This is a genomic window from Sagittula sp., assembly GCF_052825245.1.
Genome location: NZ_JBRBWD010000020.1, coordinates 37,275 through 54,684 on the forward strand (window position 1 = coordinate 37,275; position 17,410 = coordinate 54,684).

At 65.6% G+C, this 17,410-nt stretch carries 14 protein-coding genes; 8 read left to right on the forward strand and 6 right to left on the reverse strand.

What is annotated here, in order from left to right:
- The first annotated feature begins 116 nt into the window (after positions 1 to 116).
- The 6 genes from tssE (at position 117) to ACU0DV_RS07260 (ending at position 8,984) form a co-directional block, all read left to right on the forward strand.
- Complete coding sequence (tssE, locus tag ACU0DV_RS07235) at positions 117 to 719, forward strand: type VI secretion system baseplate subunit TssE (RefSeq protein ID WP_254698493.1); 603 nt, start codon at positions 117 to 119, stop codon at positions 717 to 719.
- Entirely contained in the window at positions 716 to 2,644 is a 1,929-nt protein-coding gene (tssF, locus tag ACU0DV_RS07240) for a type VI secretion system baseplate subunit TssF (protein WP_100931218.1), read from the forward strand. The genes tssE and tssF overlap by 4 nt, the downstream gene beginning before the upstream one ends.
- Positions 2,641 to 4,386 carry a type VI secretion system baseplate subunit TssG gene (tssG, locus tag ACU0DV_RS07245; RefSeq protein WP_446241459.1) on the forward strand — a complete coding sequence of 582 codons (1,746 nt, stop codon included), beginning with the start codon at positions 2,641 to 2,643 and terminating at the stop codon, positions 4,384 to 4,386. Before tssF ends, tssG begins: the two co-directional genes overlap by 4 nt.
- A gap of 75 nt (positions 4,387 to 4,461) precedes the next feature.
- On the forward strand, positions 4,462 to 7,191 hold the full coding sequence (tssH, locus tag ACU0DV_RS07250; protein ID WP_446241460.1) for a type VI secretion system ATPase TssH: 2,730 nt from the start codon (positions 4,462 to 4,464) through the stop codon (positions 7,189 to 7,191).
- A gap of 349 nt (positions 7,192 to 7,540) precedes the next feature.
- Positions 7,541 to 8,344 carry a papain-like cysteine protease family protein gene (locus ACU0DV_RS07255; protein WP_446241461.1) on the forward strand — a complete coding sequence of 268 codons (804 nt, stop codon included), beginning with the start codon at positions 7,541 to 7,543 and terminating at the stop codon, positions 8,342 to 8,344.
- Positions 8,345 to 8,411: 67 nt separating this feature from the next.
- Positions 8,412 to 8,984, forward strand: a complete 573-nt coding sequence (locus ACU0DV_RS07260) for a hypothetical protein (protein ID WP_100931222.1) — start codon at positions 8,412 to 8,414, stop codon at positions 8,982 to 8,984.
- A gap of 77 nt (positions 8,985 to 9,061) precedes the next feature.
- Here the strand turns inward: ACU0DV_RS07260 and ACU0DV_RS07265 are convergent, their stop codons facing one another.
- From ACU0DV_RS07265 to ACU0DV_RS07290, 6 genes are all read right to left on the reverse strand, one after another.
- A complete protein-coding gene (locus tag ACU0DV_RS07265; RefSeq protein WP_100931223.1) occupies positions 9,062 to 9,448 on the reverse strand; it encodes a type II toxin-antitoxin system VapC family toxin in 387 nt (128 codons plus the stop codon).
- Positions 9,445 to 9,672 (reverse strand): type II toxin-antitoxin system Phd/YefM family antitoxin, encoded by a 228-nt coding sequence (locus ACU0DV_RS07270; protein ID WP_370312041.1) that lies wholly within the window; start codon positions 9,670 to 9,672, stop codon positions 9,445 to 9,447. The genes ACU0DV_RS07265 and ACU0DV_RS07270 overlap by 4 nt, the downstream gene beginning before the upstream one ends.
- Positions 9,673 to 9,702: 30 nt before the next feature.
- On the reverse strand, positions 9,703 to 12,270 hold the full coding sequence (locus ACU0DV_RS07275) for a peptidoglycan DD-metalloendopeptidase family protein (RefSeq protein WP_446241462.1): 2,568 nt from the start codon (positions 12,268 to 12,270) through the stop codon (positions 9,703 to 9,705).
- A 137-nt stretch (positions 12,271 to 12,407) separates the two neighbouring features.
- Positions 12,408 to 13,910 carry a hypothetical protein gene (locus tag ACU0DV_RS07280; RefSeq protein WP_446241463.1) on the reverse strand — a complete coding sequence of 501 codons (1,503 nt, stop codon included), beginning with the start codon at positions 13,908 to 13,910 and terminating at the stop codon, positions 12,408 to 12,410.
- Positions 13,911 to 14,083: 173 nt separating this feature from the next.
- Positions 14,084 to 15,577: a hypothetical protein gene (locus ACU0DV_RS07285; protein WP_446241464.1), complete on the reverse strand. Its 1,494-nt coding sequence runs from the start codon at positions 15,575 to 15,577 to the stop codon at positions 14,084 to 14,086.
- 149 nt (positions 15,578 to 15,726) lie between these two features.
- Positions 15,727 to 16,143, reverse strand: a complete 417-nt coding sequence (locus tag ACU0DV_RS07290; RefSeq protein ID WP_446273536.1) for a DUF1036 domain-containing protein — start codon at positions 16,141 to 16,143, stop codon at positions 15,727 to 15,729.
- Between the two features lie 149 nt (positions 16,144 to 16,292).
- Here ACU0DV_RS07290 and ACU0DV_RS07295 point away from each other — a divergent pair, with 149 nt between their 5' ends.
- Both ACU0DV_RS07295 and ACU0DV_RS07300 read left to right on the forward strand, forming a co-directional pair.
- Positions 16,293 to 16,832: a hypothetical protein gene (locus ACU0DV_RS07295; protein WP_446241466.1), complete on the forward strand. Its 540-nt coding sequence runs from the start codon at positions 16,293 to 16,295 to the stop codon at positions 16,830 to 16,832.
- A gap of 132 nt (positions 16,833 to 16,964) precedes the next feature.
- Positions 16,965 to 17,408, forward strand: a complete 444-nt coding sequence (locus tag ACU0DV_RS07300; protein WP_370312035.1) for a hypothetical protein — start codon at positions 16,965 to 16,967, stop codon at positions 17,406 to 17,408.
- Positions 17,409 to 17,410 lie beyond the last annotated feature (2 nt).

The window sequence follows — 17,410 nt, forward strand, 5'->3', positions numbered from 1 at the left end:
GTATTCGCATATCGGGAAGGGCGGCAAACCCGCCCTTCCAGCATTAACTTTTCTTTGATTGCTCGGGGGATGGCCGTTACGTTTTGTCTCGGGCCTTTTGATTTCGAGAGCGTGACATGACCTCCGACGATCCGGATCTGACGACGCAGGTGACCCGCGTCTGGCGCAAGGAAGACCGCGCCAAGGTCTCGATCCTGCAGATATTCCGCTCCAGCTTCCATGACCGCCGCCGCCGGCAGCACGCCGAACGCACGCAGGACCAGAAGGAAGACGGCGAGACGACGATCACCCGCCGCATCGATTTCCGCGAAGGTGTCACCGAGGGCACCCTGCGCCACCACATCGAGGCGGACCTGAACGCCCTGATGAACACCATCCGACTGGACGCCGCCCTGCCGCTCGACCAGGCGCCGCACGTCGCGCGCTCGATCCTGAACTACGGCTTCCGCGACCTGTCGAGCGTCACGATCCGCGAGCTGAACGGCGAGTCGATCAAGGATTCCATCAAGCAGTCGCTCATCGACCACGAGCCGCGCCTCGTGCCGTCCTCCATCGAGGTGTCGGTGCGCCGCAGCGACAGCCAGAACGATCAGCGGCTCGAACTTTTCGTGCAGGCCGACCTGATGGGCGACCCGGTGGACATCCCGCTCGACTTCGACGCGGAGCTGGACCTTGGTGCGGGCAAGATGCGCATGTCCAAGCTGCGGGTGCAGATGTGAAACAGGCCTTCCGCGACGCCTACAACCGGGAACTCGCACTGCTGAAGGAGCGTGCCCGCGAATTCGCGCAGGAGTATCCCGGCCTTGCCGACCGCCTTGGCGGGCTGCTCGAAGAGAACATGGACCCGACCGCGCAGGCGCTGCTGGAAGGCTCCGCCTTCCTTGCGGCCCGGGTGCAGCTGAAGCTGGACGAGGAATTCCGCGGCTTCACGCGCGAACTTCTGGACCAGCTTCTGCCCGGCGTGCTGGAGCCGACCCCTTCGGTCATGACCGTGCGGGCCGCCGCGCCCTTTGAGGACCCGAAGACGGTGACCGGCATCCATTTCAGGCCCGGCGACTACATGGAGGCGCGCTACGTCGACACGGAGAAGCGCGTGTCCTGCCGCTTCGCGCTGGCCGCTCCCCTCAGCCTCTGGCCCATCGACGTGGCAGAGGTGCGCTATCTCTCACGCTCCGGGCAGGTGGGTGCGGTGATGCGCGAGCCTGCGAAGGGCGTGCAAGCGGGCATGCTCATCGACATCGCGCGGCTTGGCGTGACGGGCAAGGCCGACAACAGCGAACCGTTGACCGAGCTTCAGGCCGATACGCTGCAGTTCCACCTCGCCGGTCCGATGGACGAGGCCGTGGCGCTCTACGAACAGATCTTCTGCGACCGGGTGAAGGTGTCGCTGCGCTGGCAGAACGCGCTTGGCGACGACGTTTACCAGACGCTCGCCCCGCACCAGATCGAGCAGGTGGGCTTCGACCGGTCGGAACGGCTTTTCCCCCACGACGATCGCCTGTTCGAGGGGTTCGCCCTGCTGCGCGAGGTCTTCGTCTACCCGCGCAAGTTCCTCGGCTTCCGGGTCAAGGGCCTGCGCGACGTCTGGGCCCGCGTTCCCGGATCGCGCATCCAGATCATCTTCGAGTTCGACACGTCGAGCCAGAAGCTCGCCGCGCAACTGTCGACGGAGGACATCCGCCTGCATTGTGCCCCGGCGGTCAACCTGTTCGAAGAGGCCGCCGCGCCGCTGCGCATGGACCGCAAGAGCCACGAATACGTGGTCACGCCCCTTTCCACGCCCGTCACGCACTACGAATTCCACCGCGTGACCGAGGTCTTCGCCCACTACCAGGGCAGTCAGGCCAAGACGCGGGTCTATCCGCTGTACGCCCTGCCCTCGAACAAGGTCAGCCCGCGGCACGCGCTGTATTATACCAGCCGCAAGAAGAAGCGCCGGATCACCGCCCAGGAGCGCAAGCAGGGCATTTCCCGGTCGCGTTATCGCGGAACGGAGACGTTCCTGTCGATCTACGAACCACCCGACGACGTGCGGGTGCAACGCCTGCAGATCCGGGGCCTGTGTTCCAACCGGCACCTTGCCGGGGAACTGCCGATCAAGCAGGGCGAGGAAGACTTCTACTTCTGCGACGAGAACACGATCCGGCTGGCCTGTATCGACGGCCCGACCCCGCCGCGCGACAGCCTTGCCGACATGGAGGGCGGCGCCGCCCACCGGACGCAGTCGGGCGACGTCTACTGGCGGCTCGTCAGCCATATGTCGCTGAACAGCTACGGCGTGCTGGGCCGCACCGGCGCCGATGCGGCTGAGGCGCTGCGCGAGATGATGCGCCTGTTTGCCGACCTGTCGGACAGCTTCATCGAAAGCCAGATCGACGGGCTGCAGTCGGTGGAGACGCGGCAGGTTCCGGCGTCGATCCCGCATCCCGAGGGCTTCCACACGGCCCGCGGCCTCGAAGTCACGCTGACCTTCGACGAGGAGGCCTTCGAGGGGTCGGGGATCATGCTGCTCGGCTCCGTTCTGGACCGGTTTCTTGCCGAGTATGCCTCTGTCAATTCGTTCACCAAGACGGTCATCCGCTCGCACCAGCGCGGGCACCTGAAGACCTGGCCGCCCCGGCTGGGCGGAGGGCGCGTGCTGTGAGCGACGACTGGGACGACGACGAAAAGACGGTGATGGCCTGGCTAGACAAGGACCCCGGCAAGCCAAAGGCGAAGACACCACCGAAGGACAACGACAGCGACCCGAAGGAGATCGAACCGCTGCCGATGCCGAAGGGCGGGTTTTCCCAGCCGGTGCGTGACAAGGACGTGAAGGAGCCGACCTTCCCGCCCCTGCCCGGCGTGGCGCAGAAGCCGCGCGGCAGCGGGCCGGTCGTCGAACTGCCCTCGGTCCGGCCGCCGTTGATGGGTGGCAAGACGGACGACGACGAGAAGACCGTCATGGCGGACCTCGACTGGTTCGATGATGCGCCCAAGGCGGAGGAGGAGCCCGCCCCCGCCGCCAAGAGTAGCTGGGATGACGACGACAAGACCGTCTTCGCCGCGCTTCCGGGCCTACCCCGGGCAGAGACCTCGATCCAGAAATTCATCCCGCGCGAGGCATGGACCCCGAACGAGGTGATCGAACAGGCCCTGCTGGGGCACGGGCTGACAGCAGCCCTGCGCCACACCGCGCGGCGCGCGCCCGAGGGCCTGACCCCTGCCCTGCGCGACGACCTCATCCGCCGGGCCGGACAGAGGCTGAAACACCCCGAGGATGCCTTCCTCGAAGACGGGCTGCTCGACACGTTCCGGCAACTCGTCACCTCTCAGGTCGAACAGCTTGCCATGGACGACCTCGACGAAGAGCCGGAGATGCCCTCCGGCCTCGACGAGGACGAACAAGCCGCGTGGCGCGCGATGGGCAAGGGGCTGTTCTTCCTCCTGCGGGAGCTTGAACGCCGCGCCGGGACCAAGCCGCGCATCGGACGCAACACCCGGCTTCACGATCAGCTTGTGCGCATGGGGCAGGACCCGTTCACCGGTGTCCCGAATGCCGATATCGCCCGTTACGATCCCAGCCGTCGCGTGCCGATGATCCGCGCGCAGTTCATGGGGTTCTTCGGGCCGTTCGGGGCCTTCCCGCTGAACTGGACCGAGGAAATCCAGCAGTGGTTCATCCACGGCGACAAGAGCTTTACCCGCTTTGTCGACATTTTCACCGAACGCTTCCAGGAGCTGTTCTTCCGCGCGTGGTCCGACGCCCATGCCATCACGCAGTTCGACCACCCGACCGACGACCGCTTCCAGTCCTACCTTCTGGCGGTGGCGGGCAACGGCACCAAGGCGATGCGCGACCGGGACGAGGTGTCGGACACGGTGAAGGCGCGTTACGCGGGTTTGGCCGGCGGGCGCGTGAAAAGCCCGGTGCGCCTGCGCCAGATCCTGCAGCTTCACTTCGACGGCAAGCTGCGCGTCGAGATCGAGGAACTGGTGCCGACATGGCTCGATTTCGAGCCCGACACCCTGTCGCACATGGGTCGCCAGGCCTGCAGCATCGGCATGAACATGCACCTCGGGTCCCGGGTGCGCACGGTCGGAGAGAAGATCCGCGTGCACCTCTATGTCCGTTCCATCAAGGACTACTTCGAACTGCTGCCGTCGGGCGGCGACCACCCCGACCTGCGCGATCTGGTGTTCTGGTATCTCGGCGAGGCCTACGAAGTCGAAACCGTGCTGTGGCTGCCGCAGACCGAGATCCAGCCTGCCGTGATGGGCGTCAACGCACAGCTTGGCTGGATGGCCTGCATCGCGCCGCCGAAGGGCGATCCCGACGTGATGGTGCAGGTGACGGTGTTCAAGCTTCTGCCCCCGAAAGGGCAAGACCAAAAGGCGGCCGCGTGACGGCCGCGGATACAACAGGGAGATCCGGACCCGGAGCGATAACCGGGCCGGAACATTTCAGAAGGGATTATTGCAATGTCAGGAATTGAGATCGAGAGCTACGCTCTCAAGATGAACCAGGCCGGGTACAATGCCTTCATTCAGGGCATGCGGCAGGCGCGCGGGGACCGCAACCGCCAGATCGACCTCTGCCACTGGCTGTGGCCGGTCGTGTCCAACAAGAACTCCGATGTTTCGGTCACGCTGAACGCGCTCGGGCTGAACCGCGGGCAGGTGCTGAAGGATCTGCAGAACACGCTCGCCAAGCTGGACAAGAACGTCACCGAGGCCCCCGGCATTTCCGAGCAGTTCCTCGACGCGCTGAAGCACGCCTGGACTTACGCGACGCTGCTGTTCGGAGAGAGCCAGATCCGGACGGGCCACGTGCTCACCGGCATCCTGCAGGACGACCACCTGCGCCGCCACATCATGCGCTATTCGTCGGTCTTCGGGGACATCTCTGCCGACATCCTCGCCAAGGAAAGCCGCCGCCTCTGGAAGGATTCAGAGGAAGAGACGATGCGCCCCATGGACGGTTCCGGCCTGTCCTCTCCCTCCGCCGCCCAGCCCGGCGAGGACGACGACGGCCGCCCCGGGGCGTCCACCGCGCTTGGCCGGTTCTCCGTCGACATGACGGCGGATGCGGCGTCGGGCAAGATGGACAAGATCGTCGGCCGCGACGACGAGATCCGTCAGGTTATCGACGTGCTGCTGCGCCGCCGCCAGAACAACCCGATCCTCACGGGCGAGGCGGGCGTCGGCAAGACCGCCGTGGTCGAAGGCTTCGCTCAGCGCCTCGCCGCCGGGGAGGTGCCGCCGAAGCTACAGGGCACGAAGCTCTACATGCTCGACATTCAGGCCATGCAGGCCGGAGCGTCCATGAAGGGCGAGTTCGAGCAGCGCCTGAAATCGGTCATCGACGAGGTCCAGTCCTCCCCCACCCCGATCATCCTGTTCATCGACGAGGCGCACACCCTGATCGGTGCGGGCGGACAGGCGGGCACGGGCGATGCCGCGAACCTGCTGAAACCGGCTCTTGCCCGCGGCACGCTGCGCACCATCGCCGCGACCACCTGGTCGGAGTACCGCACCTATTTCGAAAAGGACCCGGCGCTGACCCGGCGTTTCCAGCCGGTCAACGTCGATCAGCCCTCGGTCGAGAAGTGCTGCTACATGCTGCGCGGCATCCTGGAGCCGATGGAGAAGCATCACGGCGTGCGCATCTCGGACGAGGCCATCGTCACCGCCGTCTCCCTGTCGCACCGCTACATCCCCGCGCGACAGCTTCCGGACAAGGCCGTGTCGCTACTCGACACCGCCTGCGCACGCGTCGCCGTCTCGCAAAGCTCTGTTCCCGCCCGCATCCAGGACATCCGCGAGAAGATCGCCGCGCTAGACGTCGAGATCGCCGGGAAGGAGTCCGAACGCGACCTGGGCGAGTCGAACGAGGAACGCATTCTCGAGGCGATGGAGGAGAAAGGGAAGCTGGAGTCCGAACTGGCCGACCTTGAAGTGAAGTACGCCAAGGAGAAGGAGATCGTCGACAGGATCATCCTTCTGCGCAAGGAGATCGCCGTCTCGCAAGGTCACGACGTCGCCGAGGTCATGGACAACCGTCCCGCAGCGGAAGACGCCTCTTCCGACGCGGAGGCAGAGGCCGAGGGGGCGACGATCGATCCGGACGAGGCGCGCAAGGAAATGCACGCCTTCATGGCGACGCTGGAAGAGGGCAATCCGGACGACCGCATGGTCTATGCCCACGTCGATGCGCAGGCCGTGGCCTCCGTCATCTCCGACTGGACGGGCATCCCCGCGGGCCGCATGGTGCAAGACGAACTGGAGGCGGTGCTGCACCTCGCGGAACATCTGCAGGAACGTGTCATCGGTCAGGACCACGGCCTGAAGGCCATCGCCAAGCGGATCGAGACCAACCGCGCGGGCCTGTCGAACCCCAACAAGCCCATCGGTGTCTTCATGCTCTGCGGGCCGTCGGGCGTCGGCAAGACCGAGACCGCGCTGGCGCTGGCGGAAGCCATCTACGGCGGTGAGGACAACATCATCACCATCAACATGTCCGAATACCAGGAAGCGCACACCGTTTCCCTGCTGAAGGGCGCGCCTCCGGGCTACGTGGGGCATGGCGAAGGCGGTCGCCTGACCGAAGCCGTGCGGCGCAAACCCTACAGCGTCGTGCTGCTGGACGAGGTCGAAAAGGCCCACCCCGACGTGCACGAGCTGTTCTTCCAGGTGTTCGACAAGGGCATCATGGAAGACGGCAACGGGCGGCGGATCGACTTCAAGAACACGCTGATCCTGCTGACCTCGAACGTCGGCACCGATGTCATCATGGAGATGGCGGAAGGCGGCAACACCACGCCCGATCTCGATGAACTGGAAACCGCGCTGAAGCCCTTCCAGCTCGAGGTCTTCCCCCCTGCCCTGCTGGGCCGGATCGTCTCGATCCCCTATTTCCCGCTGGGTAAGGACGTGCTGGCCGGCATCACGAAGCTGAAGATCGGCGCGGTGGCCAAGCGCCTGAAAGGCGCGCATGGCGCCAACCTCGTCTATGGCGACGAGGTGATCGACTACATTACCGAACAATGCCGCGACCCCGACAGCGGTGGCCGCATGATCGACAACATCATCACCAACTCCATCCTGCCCGACCTGTCCCGCCAGGTGCTGCAGCGCATGGTGTCCGGAGAGGACATGAAGGAGGTGACGGTGAAGGTGGGCGAGAAGGGGTTCGAGTACGACTTCGCCTGAACAAGCTTCCGGCGCGCAGGGCCGCACAGAAGGGCCCCCGCGCGCCGGTTTCTGCAACCCGGCGGTGGTCGGAATGGCGGCATTTGAACGGCATATGAGGAAGGACTTGCAGGAGGAGAGGAAAAACGCGGGCGACACGGGTTGCGAAAATTGTGGCCTCGGCAAGGGCATGGAATACCTGCCCTGTCCATTGTGCCGGTCCTGAAAAGCCCCACCTATTGCGCAACCGGTATTTTACGTCACCGGGAGAACACCATTCAGGTACGAGTGAATTTCATCCAGTCTCACCCCGCTCCCCGATGAGGGCGCAATTTCGCTTCCGGGGGCAAGATATTGAGAATAAAACGCCATGAGCATTATTCAGACGATTTACGTGCAATCCAGCGTCGGGCGCAACGGGCGCAACAAGGCCGCCGATGTCGCCGCCGTTCAAAGCCAGTTGAACGCACAGATGTCTGCCCCGCGCGTCGCGCTGGTCGAAGACGGCATCTGCGGCACCCTCACCCGTGCCGCGATCTACGACTTCCAGAAATGCGTGCTGAAGTTCAACAACCCGGACTCCCGCGTCGACCCGAACGGCAGGACGCTGGCCGCGCTGAACGACGCGGCGTCGGAAGCGATCTGGAAAGCCGCCCCGCAGCCGTCCGAGACCATCGCCAAGATCCATCACAAGGTGAAGCTGATCCCGCAGCCCACCGGGACCTCCTGCTGGGCGGCGGCCACGGCGATGCTGCTGGACCAGACCGTGGCGCAGGTGAAGGCGCGGACACCGGCGTCGATGATCCTGCCGGACGGCAGCCTCGACAACTTCTCGGGCGAGAATGATTGGGTCACGCCGACCCGCGAATATGCCAAGGCACATGGCCTGCAGTACATCGGTCCGCAAAGCTGGAGCGTGACCAAGCTGCGCACCCACCTGCGACGCGGCCCGCTGATCTTCGACATGCTGGAACACGCGGGGCCATACAGTCAGGGCATGTCCTCCAGCGGCCACTGGATCCTTGTCACCGGCCTGAGCGGCGAGCGCGACACCAAGGCCGACATTTCCTACAACGATCCTTTTCCGGTGGGCAGGGGTGCGAAAACCACCGAAAATTACGCGAAGTTCGTCCAGGAGTACCCGGCGCGGACGTACCGCGTCTTCCACAAGTGACGCGTCGGGCACCGGCGCGTGTAGCGAGTACCATGATTGAATTGTACTGAAATGATTGAGGTTTCTGATGACATACAAGAATTCCGTAACCGGCATCGGCACTGAGGTCGCGGCACAGTCCGTGTCGAAGGCTGTCGGCCGTGTGGCTGGCGCAACGAAGGGCTCTGCGGCGGGACTTATTGTCCAGCCGGTGGTCTGGGTCGCGACCGATACCGCCCCCGACGCCGGTGACAGCTTCCTTTACGGCGTCGGCGTCGCCGCAACCCTTGCCGGTAGTGCGCTCCTTGCCGGAGCCGGATTTGTCACCGGAATGATCAAGGCAGCGGTGGACGACCACACGCAGTCGCTGGTCGACGAGGCGAAGCTCGACGAACCGAAGGAGGTCCGCGACGGTATCTTCCCGCTTGGCGACTATGACTTCTGGGCCAGCGACAATGATATCCAGGCGATGACCATCGCCAGCTATGGCGGCGTGGTCTGGAAGCACAAGAACGGCGCGCTCTGCTTCATCCGTGACGCGAAGGGCCGTCTGGTCTGCGACTACGATCCGAAAAGCTGGGTCGCGCAGTATCGCCCGCTTCTGCCCCTGAAGAAGGGCAGCAAGGACGGCCGGGTCCGCTGGCACCACCGTTCGCGCTGACGGCCTGAAACCCGCAGGGGCACTGGCGCCGTGCCGGTGCCCGCTGTCGTGGACCTGTCCGCGTGGCCGGGAGCGGTCTACCAGATCCGGCTGAGGGTCAGCTCATCGAATGCGGTGTCGGACGACACGAGGTCCAGCCCTTCGGCCCTGGCCACGCAGGCGATCATCCGGTCGAAAGGGTCGCGGTGGTCCCAGTCCAAGAGGGCCGCCTGCAACGCTGCGGCTGGTGACAGGGGCAGCAGGTCGATCCCGTCATTCTGTGCCTGCACCGCAAGTCCGGGCGCAAAGGCGTCCATCTCCGGCCATTTCCCAAGCCGGACCTTCTGACCGATCTCGTACAGGCTGATGACCGACAGCGCCACGCGGCTTGCCCCGAGGATGGCTCCGCGTGCGGTATCGGTCAGCCGGGGGTCGTCCGTCAGCACCATGGCAAAGGCATTGGTGTCCAGAAGCAGAGCGCTCACGCGCCCCAGTCCTGCAATTCCTCTTCGGAAAGCGGTGCGGTGAAGCTACCGGGCGGTGGAGAGAGGCGGCCTTTCAGACCCCCGATCCGGACCTGCGCCTTGCGCGCGATCACCAGTTCCGCCGCGGGAACGCCGTGGCGCGTGATGACCACCCGCTCGCCGCGTTCGACGGCGTCGATCAGTTTCGACAGGTTGGTCTTCGCTTCGTGAACCGAGGCCATCATGGCAGCACCTTGGGTTAGTCTGACTATAGCTTAGTCATTTTTGCTGCCATCTTCAACGGTCTCGTCGTCAACGGTCTCTTCGGTCGTTTCCTCGTCGGAGGCGTCTTCCTCCGCGGCCAGCGCGGCGGCATCTTCCGCTTCGACGCGGGCCTCCTTCAGCAAGGTATCGACGGTTTCCCGGAACGCCTTGATTTCTTCGGGGACGGCGCGGGGTGCGGGGATGGCGGGTGCACTGGACACCACGACCGGCTGGCCCTTGATCTGCATCTTGCGATCCGACCACGCGATCAGGTCGCCGATGGTCTTGCCGCGCAGGAAGGGGTTCGCCCCCACGACGCCCGCGCCCATCACGTCGAGCACCGATGCTTCGCGCGGCGCGCTCAGAGCCTTGGCCGCACCGGCGGCGCCGAGGAAGTGGCAGAGGTACAGGTTGCCGGGCGTGATCGTATGGCCGCGAGACCTGAGGTAGGCCTCCCCTTCCCGCGCGAGGTTGCGCACCATCTCGCGGCTCAGAGCCGGGTCGAAGCGCAGCTCCAGCAGGGCCTGGCGGCTCATGCTGTTGGCCAGGTCGGGACGGTAGTCGCGCATCATCCTGAGCCACGTGCTTTCGATGAACTGGCCCAGCCCCGTCGCCGTCGACAGCGGGTTCTTGGCCCGCGCATTGCCCGCGCTCTCGACCTTGATGATCTTGTTGACCAGCTGTTCCACCGCAGCCGATCCCGGCTGTCCGCCGTCCGAGACGGTCGCTACCGTGACAGAGGCGCGGAAGCTGAGCGGATCGACGGGCGTGCCGTTCACGCGAAGCTCGAAATGCAGGTGCGGGCCGGTGGATCGCCCTGTGGTGCCGACGTAACCGATGACGTCGCCCGCCTTCACCCGGTCGCCCTTCTTGAAGGCGCCGTACTTCGACATGTGAGCATAGCGCGTCTGCTGGCCGCTGCCGTGGTCGATGTAGATCACGTTGCCATAGCCCCCGCCCGGCCCGGCGTATTCCACCGTGCCATCCATCGCGGAGACGATCGGCGTGCCGGTGGGTGCGGCCCAGTCGACGCCGTCGTGATTGCGCACCTGTTTCAGGATCGGGTGGTGACGGGGACCGAAGGCCGAGGTCTTCACACCCTTCACCGGCACGACCATGCCACCCCCGATGCCGCCGCCTCCGCCGCCGCTGGCCACCGTGGCGTTGAAGTCGAAGCAGGAGAATTCGCCCTCGTTCTCGCCCTCTGTCACGTAGCAGGTGAGCGTTCCGGACGGCCCTTCGATGCCCACGTAAAGGACGCGGCCCAGCCCGTCGCCTTCCGGTCCCGGGGTGTTGGCGTAGAGCACGGAGAAGTAGTCGCCGTCGCTGGCAAAACGGTCGAGGTCGAAATCCTTGGACAGGATCAGGATCAGCTGCCCGACCAGCGTCTGTGACAGGCCGTTCGACAGCGCCGTGGAATAGATCGCGTCGATGATGCGGACTTCCTTGGCCTCCTGTGCCTGCGCCACAAGCTGGCCGGTCCGTTCCGTCAGGTTCTCGGTGAACCACGGGTCCGCGCCGCTGTCGAAACGCCCCTCGCCCAGCCGGACGAGCGTGCCGATATAGCCGTCCGGCCCGTAGACCGACATCTGGATCAGCTCGCGCCCGAAATCACCCTGCCGGTAGCGGACGGCCACGATGCTCCCGCCGCGCAGCTTCTCGGGTGCTGAGATCCGCGCCTCCGCCGCGCGCGCGATGGCGGCAGCGTCGGTCGCGCTGAAACCGCTCGAGGTCAGCACCTGCACCAGCGGGCGTTCCGTCTGGAGCGCCGTCACCGCATCGTCATAGACCGCGCGCCGTTCGCTTTCGCGCAGGGCCAGCACGGTGGAGGTCGTGTTCTCGATCCGCGTTTCGACGTAGACCGCGGCCTGGTCAGACTGGCCCTCCGCCTGCAGTGCATCGTCGTCGGTCGTGATGAGGTCGCCCCAGCTGCTGTCTTCCTCGACCGCGACGAGGTCCCCGGCCTCCACCGGCGCAGAGGGTTGTTGCTGAGGCGGCTGCGGCAGGGCGCCCGGAGCGCTGGCCTGACTGCGCTGCGCCTGAAACAGGGCAAAGTCATCGCGCGACGACGGCAGTACCAGTTCCAGCGTCTGCTCGGCCGCGACAAGCGGTTCGCGCAGGTAGGCGAAGCGCTGCGATCCGGGCGGCCCGACGCGCGCCGGCAGGAACTCCTGCGGGCCGGCTATGAACCGCACGTTGCCTTCGCCCTCCTGCGCGATCCGCAGGATCATCGGGTCGACCTGAAGGTCGGCGGGCAGAACAGGGGTGAAGCTGCTGGACGCGAAATCCGTCTGCGCCTCGTCCGCCTGCACCATGGTGAAGTCGTCGTCCTCGGGGTCGAGGCCGCCCAGTTCGGCCACGTCGGTGCCCCCTCCCCCGTCGTCCGGGGACCGTGCGACCATCCAGCCGACAAAGGCGATCAGGACAACGGCAAAGGCGCCGCTGCCCATGATCGCGATGCGGCGCATCATCCGCTTGCGGCGGCGCCTGCGCGCGTTCTCTCCGGTCTGCCGCCACAGCTGACGTTCCCGCGCCTTGTCGCCGGTCTTCTTGAAGGAGGGGTCAACGTCGATCGGCATGTGTGGGTTTGGGGCTTGAAAATTGGATTGAAAGCAACTGGCTGACGGTACTGTAACAGAGGAAGCGCGTGCCGGAAGAGAGTTCCGGCGCGCCGAAGGTCATGAATCGAAAATGCGGGCCTGTCGGGCCGCCGCCCCTACCGGAACACGCCCCCGAAGGACCCGCCGGAGAAGTTGCCGCCGGACGACCGGCTGGGCGCAGAGGTGGGCGCCCTGCTGGGGGCCTGGGCCGCCGGGGCGGACCGTGTCGTACGCGTGTTGCTGGTGGACCGTGTCGAGGTGTTCCGCGACGTGGTCGACCGCGTCGTCGTGGCACGCGGCTGCGCCACCACCGGATCGGGGCAGCGCACCTCGTCGTTGCCTAGGATCAGGCGGAACAGATCGACCGAGGCGTCCGGGCTTTCCAGCGAAGCGATCTCCTTCTTCTTCAGCTCGTCATAGTAGCTGGTGGAGCCGCGCCGCGACCTCGGGCCGTAGTCGCCGTCGATGCCGCCGAGGTAGCAGTTCATCCGGCGCAGTTCGGTCTGGATGACTTTCGCCAGGACATCGCCCGCCGGCGGGTCGAAGGCGCCGGAGGCGAGCAGGCTGGCGTACATCTCGGGGTCGTTCTTGCGCAGCTCGCGCAGCGTCGTGAGCGAGGCCGCGATTGCCGCGTTGTCGTTGATGAAACTGGCGAGTGCGGTCGATTCCGCCTCCGGTTCCGGGTCGACGTCGAGCGAGGCTTCGGTCACGCCCTCGATCAGGCCGACGAGGATCGAAGGCTCCGGCAGTCCGGCCGCCAGAGGCAGGGCGGCGATCTGGGCGGTTGGAAGGGCGGCGAAGGTCACGACAGGCGTGTTGTCCACGACCTCCTGCGGCAGGTCCGGCACGCGGGCGGGCAGCACGATCTCGATCACCTCGTCGTCGCCGATGGTCTCCTCGAAGCCGCCGTCATCGCCACCGCCGCCCAGCGAGAAATCCCCGTCGAGTGGGGCAAGCAGGATCACGTCCTCCGGCAGCAGTTCCACCAGTTCCTGAACGTCTTCTTCGGGCGCGCCGGTCATGACGACCGGCGAGGGCACGCTGCCCACGATGAACATGCCGTCCAGCCGTTCCAGCAGGTCGCCGGTCAGCTCGCCCTCTTCGGACATCCGGCGCAGCGCGTCACTTAACCTTTCGTCGGATTCGCACCGTTCGCCTGGTCCGGCGGAGGCCACGACCATCAGCGACATGCCTTCGGGCGGTTCGGGCACGATGACCTGCGCGGGCACGGGCGATTGGTCGGTGCAGTTCTCCAGCATCAGGATCATCTCTTCCGTCCCGGCGACGGAGGCGCTGCGCAGGATCGTGTCGAGCGGCATGGTGCCGTCCTGCATCGAGACGCTGCCAGAGGGGATGCGGCCGGAGTAGAACAGCAGGAGCCGCGGCGCATCCTCGAGCACGGCAAGCGTGTCGGTCAGCCGTGCGCGGGGCATGTCGCGGATCATGTCGACCAGCGGCAGGCCGCCTTTCTCAAGCGCCTGACCGGCATGGAATGCGTCGGCAAAGGACATCTTGGCGCCCGGCCCCGGCTGGCCCACGACAATGGCCTTCCATTCCTGCGCGGCCAGCGGCGCGGCGGTCAGGCCGAGGAGCGTGAGGGCAAGAGCGGCGGTGCGCATGGGTCAATTCCCTTGCTCAGGTTCGTGCTGAAGTCCCCATGTCTTATATCAGAACGGGCACAGAACACGAGTCCTGCACACGGTATTTTGTCCCGGTTTCGGCGTTTGGCCCGAACGTGCGGTCCGCTCTGCCGCTCCGGAGTGCAGACCCCCCGGGCGGCTGGCGGACGCGCCTAACGGCCGATACCCGACCCGAACCGCGCACCCGAGAAGTTGGGCTGCTGGCTTTGCGGGGCCTGTTGCTGCGGCTGGCTTCGCTGCACCTGCTGCGTGGGTTGCTGGCGGGTCGGGCGCGATTGGGTCTGGCTCGTAGTGTTCTGCGGGCGGGCGGTGTTTGTCGGCCGGGGCTGGGCCACTGCCGGGTCCGGACAGCGCACGTCCTCATTGCCGAGGATCAGGCGGAAGAGGTCGACCGTCGCCGCCGGATCGTCGAGCGCCGCGATGCCCTTCTTCTTCAGTTCCTCGAAATAGCTGGTCGAGCCGCGGCGCGATCCCGGGCCGTACTGGCCGTCGACCCGACCGCGATAGCAGTTCATCCGGCCAAGCTCCGACTGGATGACCTTCGCCAGCACGCGCTCGTCCTCAGGATCGAAGGCGCCAGAGGACAGAAGGCTCGTGTACATCTCCGGATCGTTCTGCCGCATGTCACGCAGCGTGGCGAGCGAGGTGGCGATCTCCGCGTTGTCGTCGAAGAAGCTGGCCAGCGCGGTGGAAGGCGCGTCAGGCTGTGGATCGACCTCCAGCGAGGCGTCGGTCACCCCCTCGATCAGCCCCACCAGGATGGAGGGATCGGGCAGGCCCGCGACGATCGGAAGGGCGGCGATCTGTGCGGTGGGCAGGGCCGCGAAGGTGATGACGGGGGTGTTGTCCTCCACGACCTCCGGCAAGTCGGAGATGTCGGGCATCTGTGCGGGAAGCACGATCTCGATCACCTCGTCCGCGCCGATGGTCTCGCCAAAACCATCGCCGCTGCCCAGCGAGAAATCCCCGTCGAGGGCGGGCAGCAGGATCACATCCTCCGGCAGCAGTTCCACCAGTTCCTCGCCCTCCTCCGCACGGGCGCCGGACAGGATGACCGGGGACGGCACGCTGCCGACGGTGAACATGCCTTCGAGCCGCTCCAACAGGTCGCCGGTCAGCGGCTCCACTTCCGACATCCCACGCAGGGCGTCGCTCAGACGTTCGCCCGTCTCGCAGCGCGCGCCCGGACCGGCGGATGCTACGACCATCAGCGCCATGCCCTCCGGCGCTTCGGGCACCGCGATCCGCGCAGGAATGGGAGACTCGTCCGAGCAGTTCTCCAGCATCAGGATCATCTCTTGCGTCCCGGCGGCCGCCGCGCCGCGCAGGACCGTGTCGAGCGGCATCGTGCCGTCCTGCATCGCAACGCTGCCCGATGGCATCTGGCCGGAGTAGAAGAACACCAGACGCGGCGCATTCTCCATCGTGGAAAGCGTGTCGGTCAGGCGCGCCCGGGGCTTGTCGCGCATCGTGTCGACCAGCGTCAGGCCGCCCTTCTCCAGCGCCGCCCCGGCGTGCAGGGCGTCGGCATAGGACACCTCCGTCCCCGGCCCGGGCTGGCCGACGACAATGGCCTTCCACTCCTGCGCGGTCAGCGGCGCGGCAGACAGGCCGAGGAGCGTGAGGGCAAGAGCGGCGGTGCGCATGGGTCAATCCCTTCCCGGAACGAGAAACAGTCAGTCTGGCATTCGCGCGGGCGCGGCCCGCAACACGAATGCGCCGCGCATCTTGCAACCTTGCCGCACCGTTTGCCAGTCAGACTTTCCATAGCGCAAGGAAGCGCCGATCGCTTCGGTCAGGAGGGCGGATAGATGAACAGCGTCCAGCGTTCGCTCTTGAAGGTGTCGACCTCGTGGAACCGCGCCTCGAGGTAGCCGCGCAGGAGGCAGTCTTCCTCCCCCACGATGTCGAAGCGCTTGGTGTCGATGCACATGGGAGTCGCGCCGCGCATGATTTCCTTGCCGAAGACGTCCTGAGCGAAGACGTAGACGTAGCGCACGTCCAGCACGCGATCGATCACGTTGGCACAGCGGTTCGGCCCGACGGTCCACCAGCCGGAGGTGGTGAAGTTCTCATAGGCGTACCGTCCGACGGCGATGTTCAGCACGTTGAGCGTCTGGTTGCAGACGGCGAACTGGGCGGCGGACTGAGTGGGCGAGAAAAGGATGACCAGACAACCGGCAGAAATCAGCCGAAAAAGTGCCCGAAGCACTCCAATGACGCGAAAAAGCCTTATATAGAGGGTGTGACGGGGCACGCGCGCTCCAAATTCTTGTGTGTTTTTCGCAACGTAGAGATCCAGCCTGAAAGTCGCCACATTTTGGACAAGAAATTGACGACTTTTCCGCTATATTGGAAGCCATGAAACGCATCATTCTCACCTGTGCCGGCCTCGTAGGCCTTTCCGCGGCAACCGGGCTCGCGCTGTTCGCGAGCCACTCGGCCATGGCCGCCGGTCCGCGCCTGCCCGAGCGTGTCGTGCTTGCCCATGCGGTTGCGGCCTCCAAGTCGACGCAGGCGGTTGCAGTCTCGTTCGAGAGTGAAGCCAAGGGTGTGGTCGAGGCAGAGGTTCAGAACAACGACCGTGTTGCAGAGCCTCGCGGCCTGACGCAGCCGACGGTGTCGAGCCAGCAGGCCGATCTGAGCGACGGTCTCGCCCCCTACCGGACCCTGCGTCCGGTGTCGCGCGACGACGGTTTCGAGCAGGTCGCACAGTCCGCAGTGGTGACGCGCGGCGATGGTCAGGTCGTGGCTCCGCGCCGAACAACGACCCGCGCCACGTTCGAGCGGGAAAGCCGTCCGCTGATCCAGCGGATCTTCCAGCCGCAGCCGGTGCCGGTCGTCTCCCGTCCCGACCCGAGCGCGTTCACCGCGTCGGGCATGCACGGCGTGTTCCGCTGACACAGCGCAAGGCGCGATCGTGAATTCCCGGCAAACCGGGTTGACATGATGGCGACCTTCCCCGCCAATATGATGCTATAACGGGCCCGGTGGTTTTACCCGGGCTTCATGCATTTTCAGGGGGAGTGAAACATGAAGAACCGTATTTTTGCTTTGTGGATTGCGGGTTTGGCAGCGGTTCCCGTGGCCGCGGCCGCCCAGGATGAAACGCCGGCGTCTGACCTGTTCAAACTGGAACTGAACGCCGCCGCCGAAACCGGAAACGGCAACTGCCGGTTGACCTACGTGGCGGAGAACAACTCCGGCACCGCGCTCGACCGGACGGAGTACGAAGTGGCGATCTTCGACGGCGAAGGGGTCGTCACCCGGCTGCTGGTACTGAAGTTCGGCGCCCTGATCGACGGCAAGACCCGCGTCCTGCAGTTCGAGCTGCCCGGGGCCGCGTGCTCCGACATTTCGCGTATCGTCATCAACGACAGCTCGGCCTGCATTGACGCCGAAACGGGCAATGAGGCAGACGTATGCATGTCGGCGCTCAGCGCAAGCTCGCGCACCGCGATTCAATTCGGTATCTAACG

What these genes read in the sequence shown, in the direction of transcription:
- tssE (WP_254698493.1), top strand. Translation starts at nt 117, where the DNA reads ATGACCTCCGACGATCCGGATCTGACGACGCAGGTGACCCGCGTCTGG.
- tssH (WP_446241460.1), top strand. Translation starts at nt 4,462, where the DNA reads ATGTCAGGAATTGAGATCGAGAGCTACGCTCTCAAGATGAACCAGGCC.
- ACU0DV_RS07255 (WP_446241461.1), top strand. Translation starts at nt 7,541, where the DNA reads ATGAGCATTATTCAGACGATTTACGTGCAATCCAGCGTCGGGCGCAAC.
- ACU0DV_RS07260 (WP_100931222.1), top strand. Translation starts at nt 8,412, where the DNA reads ATGACATACAAGAATTCCGTAACCGGCATCGGCACTGAGGTCGCGGCA.
- ACU0DV_RS07270 (WP_370312041.1), bottom strand. Translation starts at nt 9,672, where the DNA reads ATGATGGCCTCGGTTCACGAAGCGAAGACCAACCTGTCGAAACTGATC.
- ACU0DV_RS07275 (WP_446241462.1), bottom strand. Translation starts at nt 12,270, where the DNA reads ATGCCGATCGACGTTGACCCCTCCTTCAAGAAGACCGGCGACAAGGCG.
- ACU0DV_RS07280 (WP_446241463.1), bottom strand. Translation starts at nt 13,910, where the DNA reads ATGCGCACCGCCGCTCTTGCCCTCACGCTCCTCGGCCTGACCGCCGCG.
- ACU0DV_RS07285 (WP_446241464.1), bottom strand. Translation starts at nt 15,577, where the DNA reads ATGCGCACCGCCGCTCTTGCCCTCACGCTCCTCGGCCTGTCTGCCGCG.
- ACU0DV_RS07295 (WP_446241466.1), top strand. Translation starts at nt 16,293, where the DNA reads ATGAAACGCATCATTCTCACCTGTGCCGGCCTCGTAGGCCTTTCCGCG.
- ACU0DV_RS07300 (WP_370312035.1), top strand. Translation starts at nt 16,965, where the DNA reads ATGAAGAACCGTATTTTTGCTTTGTGGATTGCGGGTTTGGCAGCGGTT.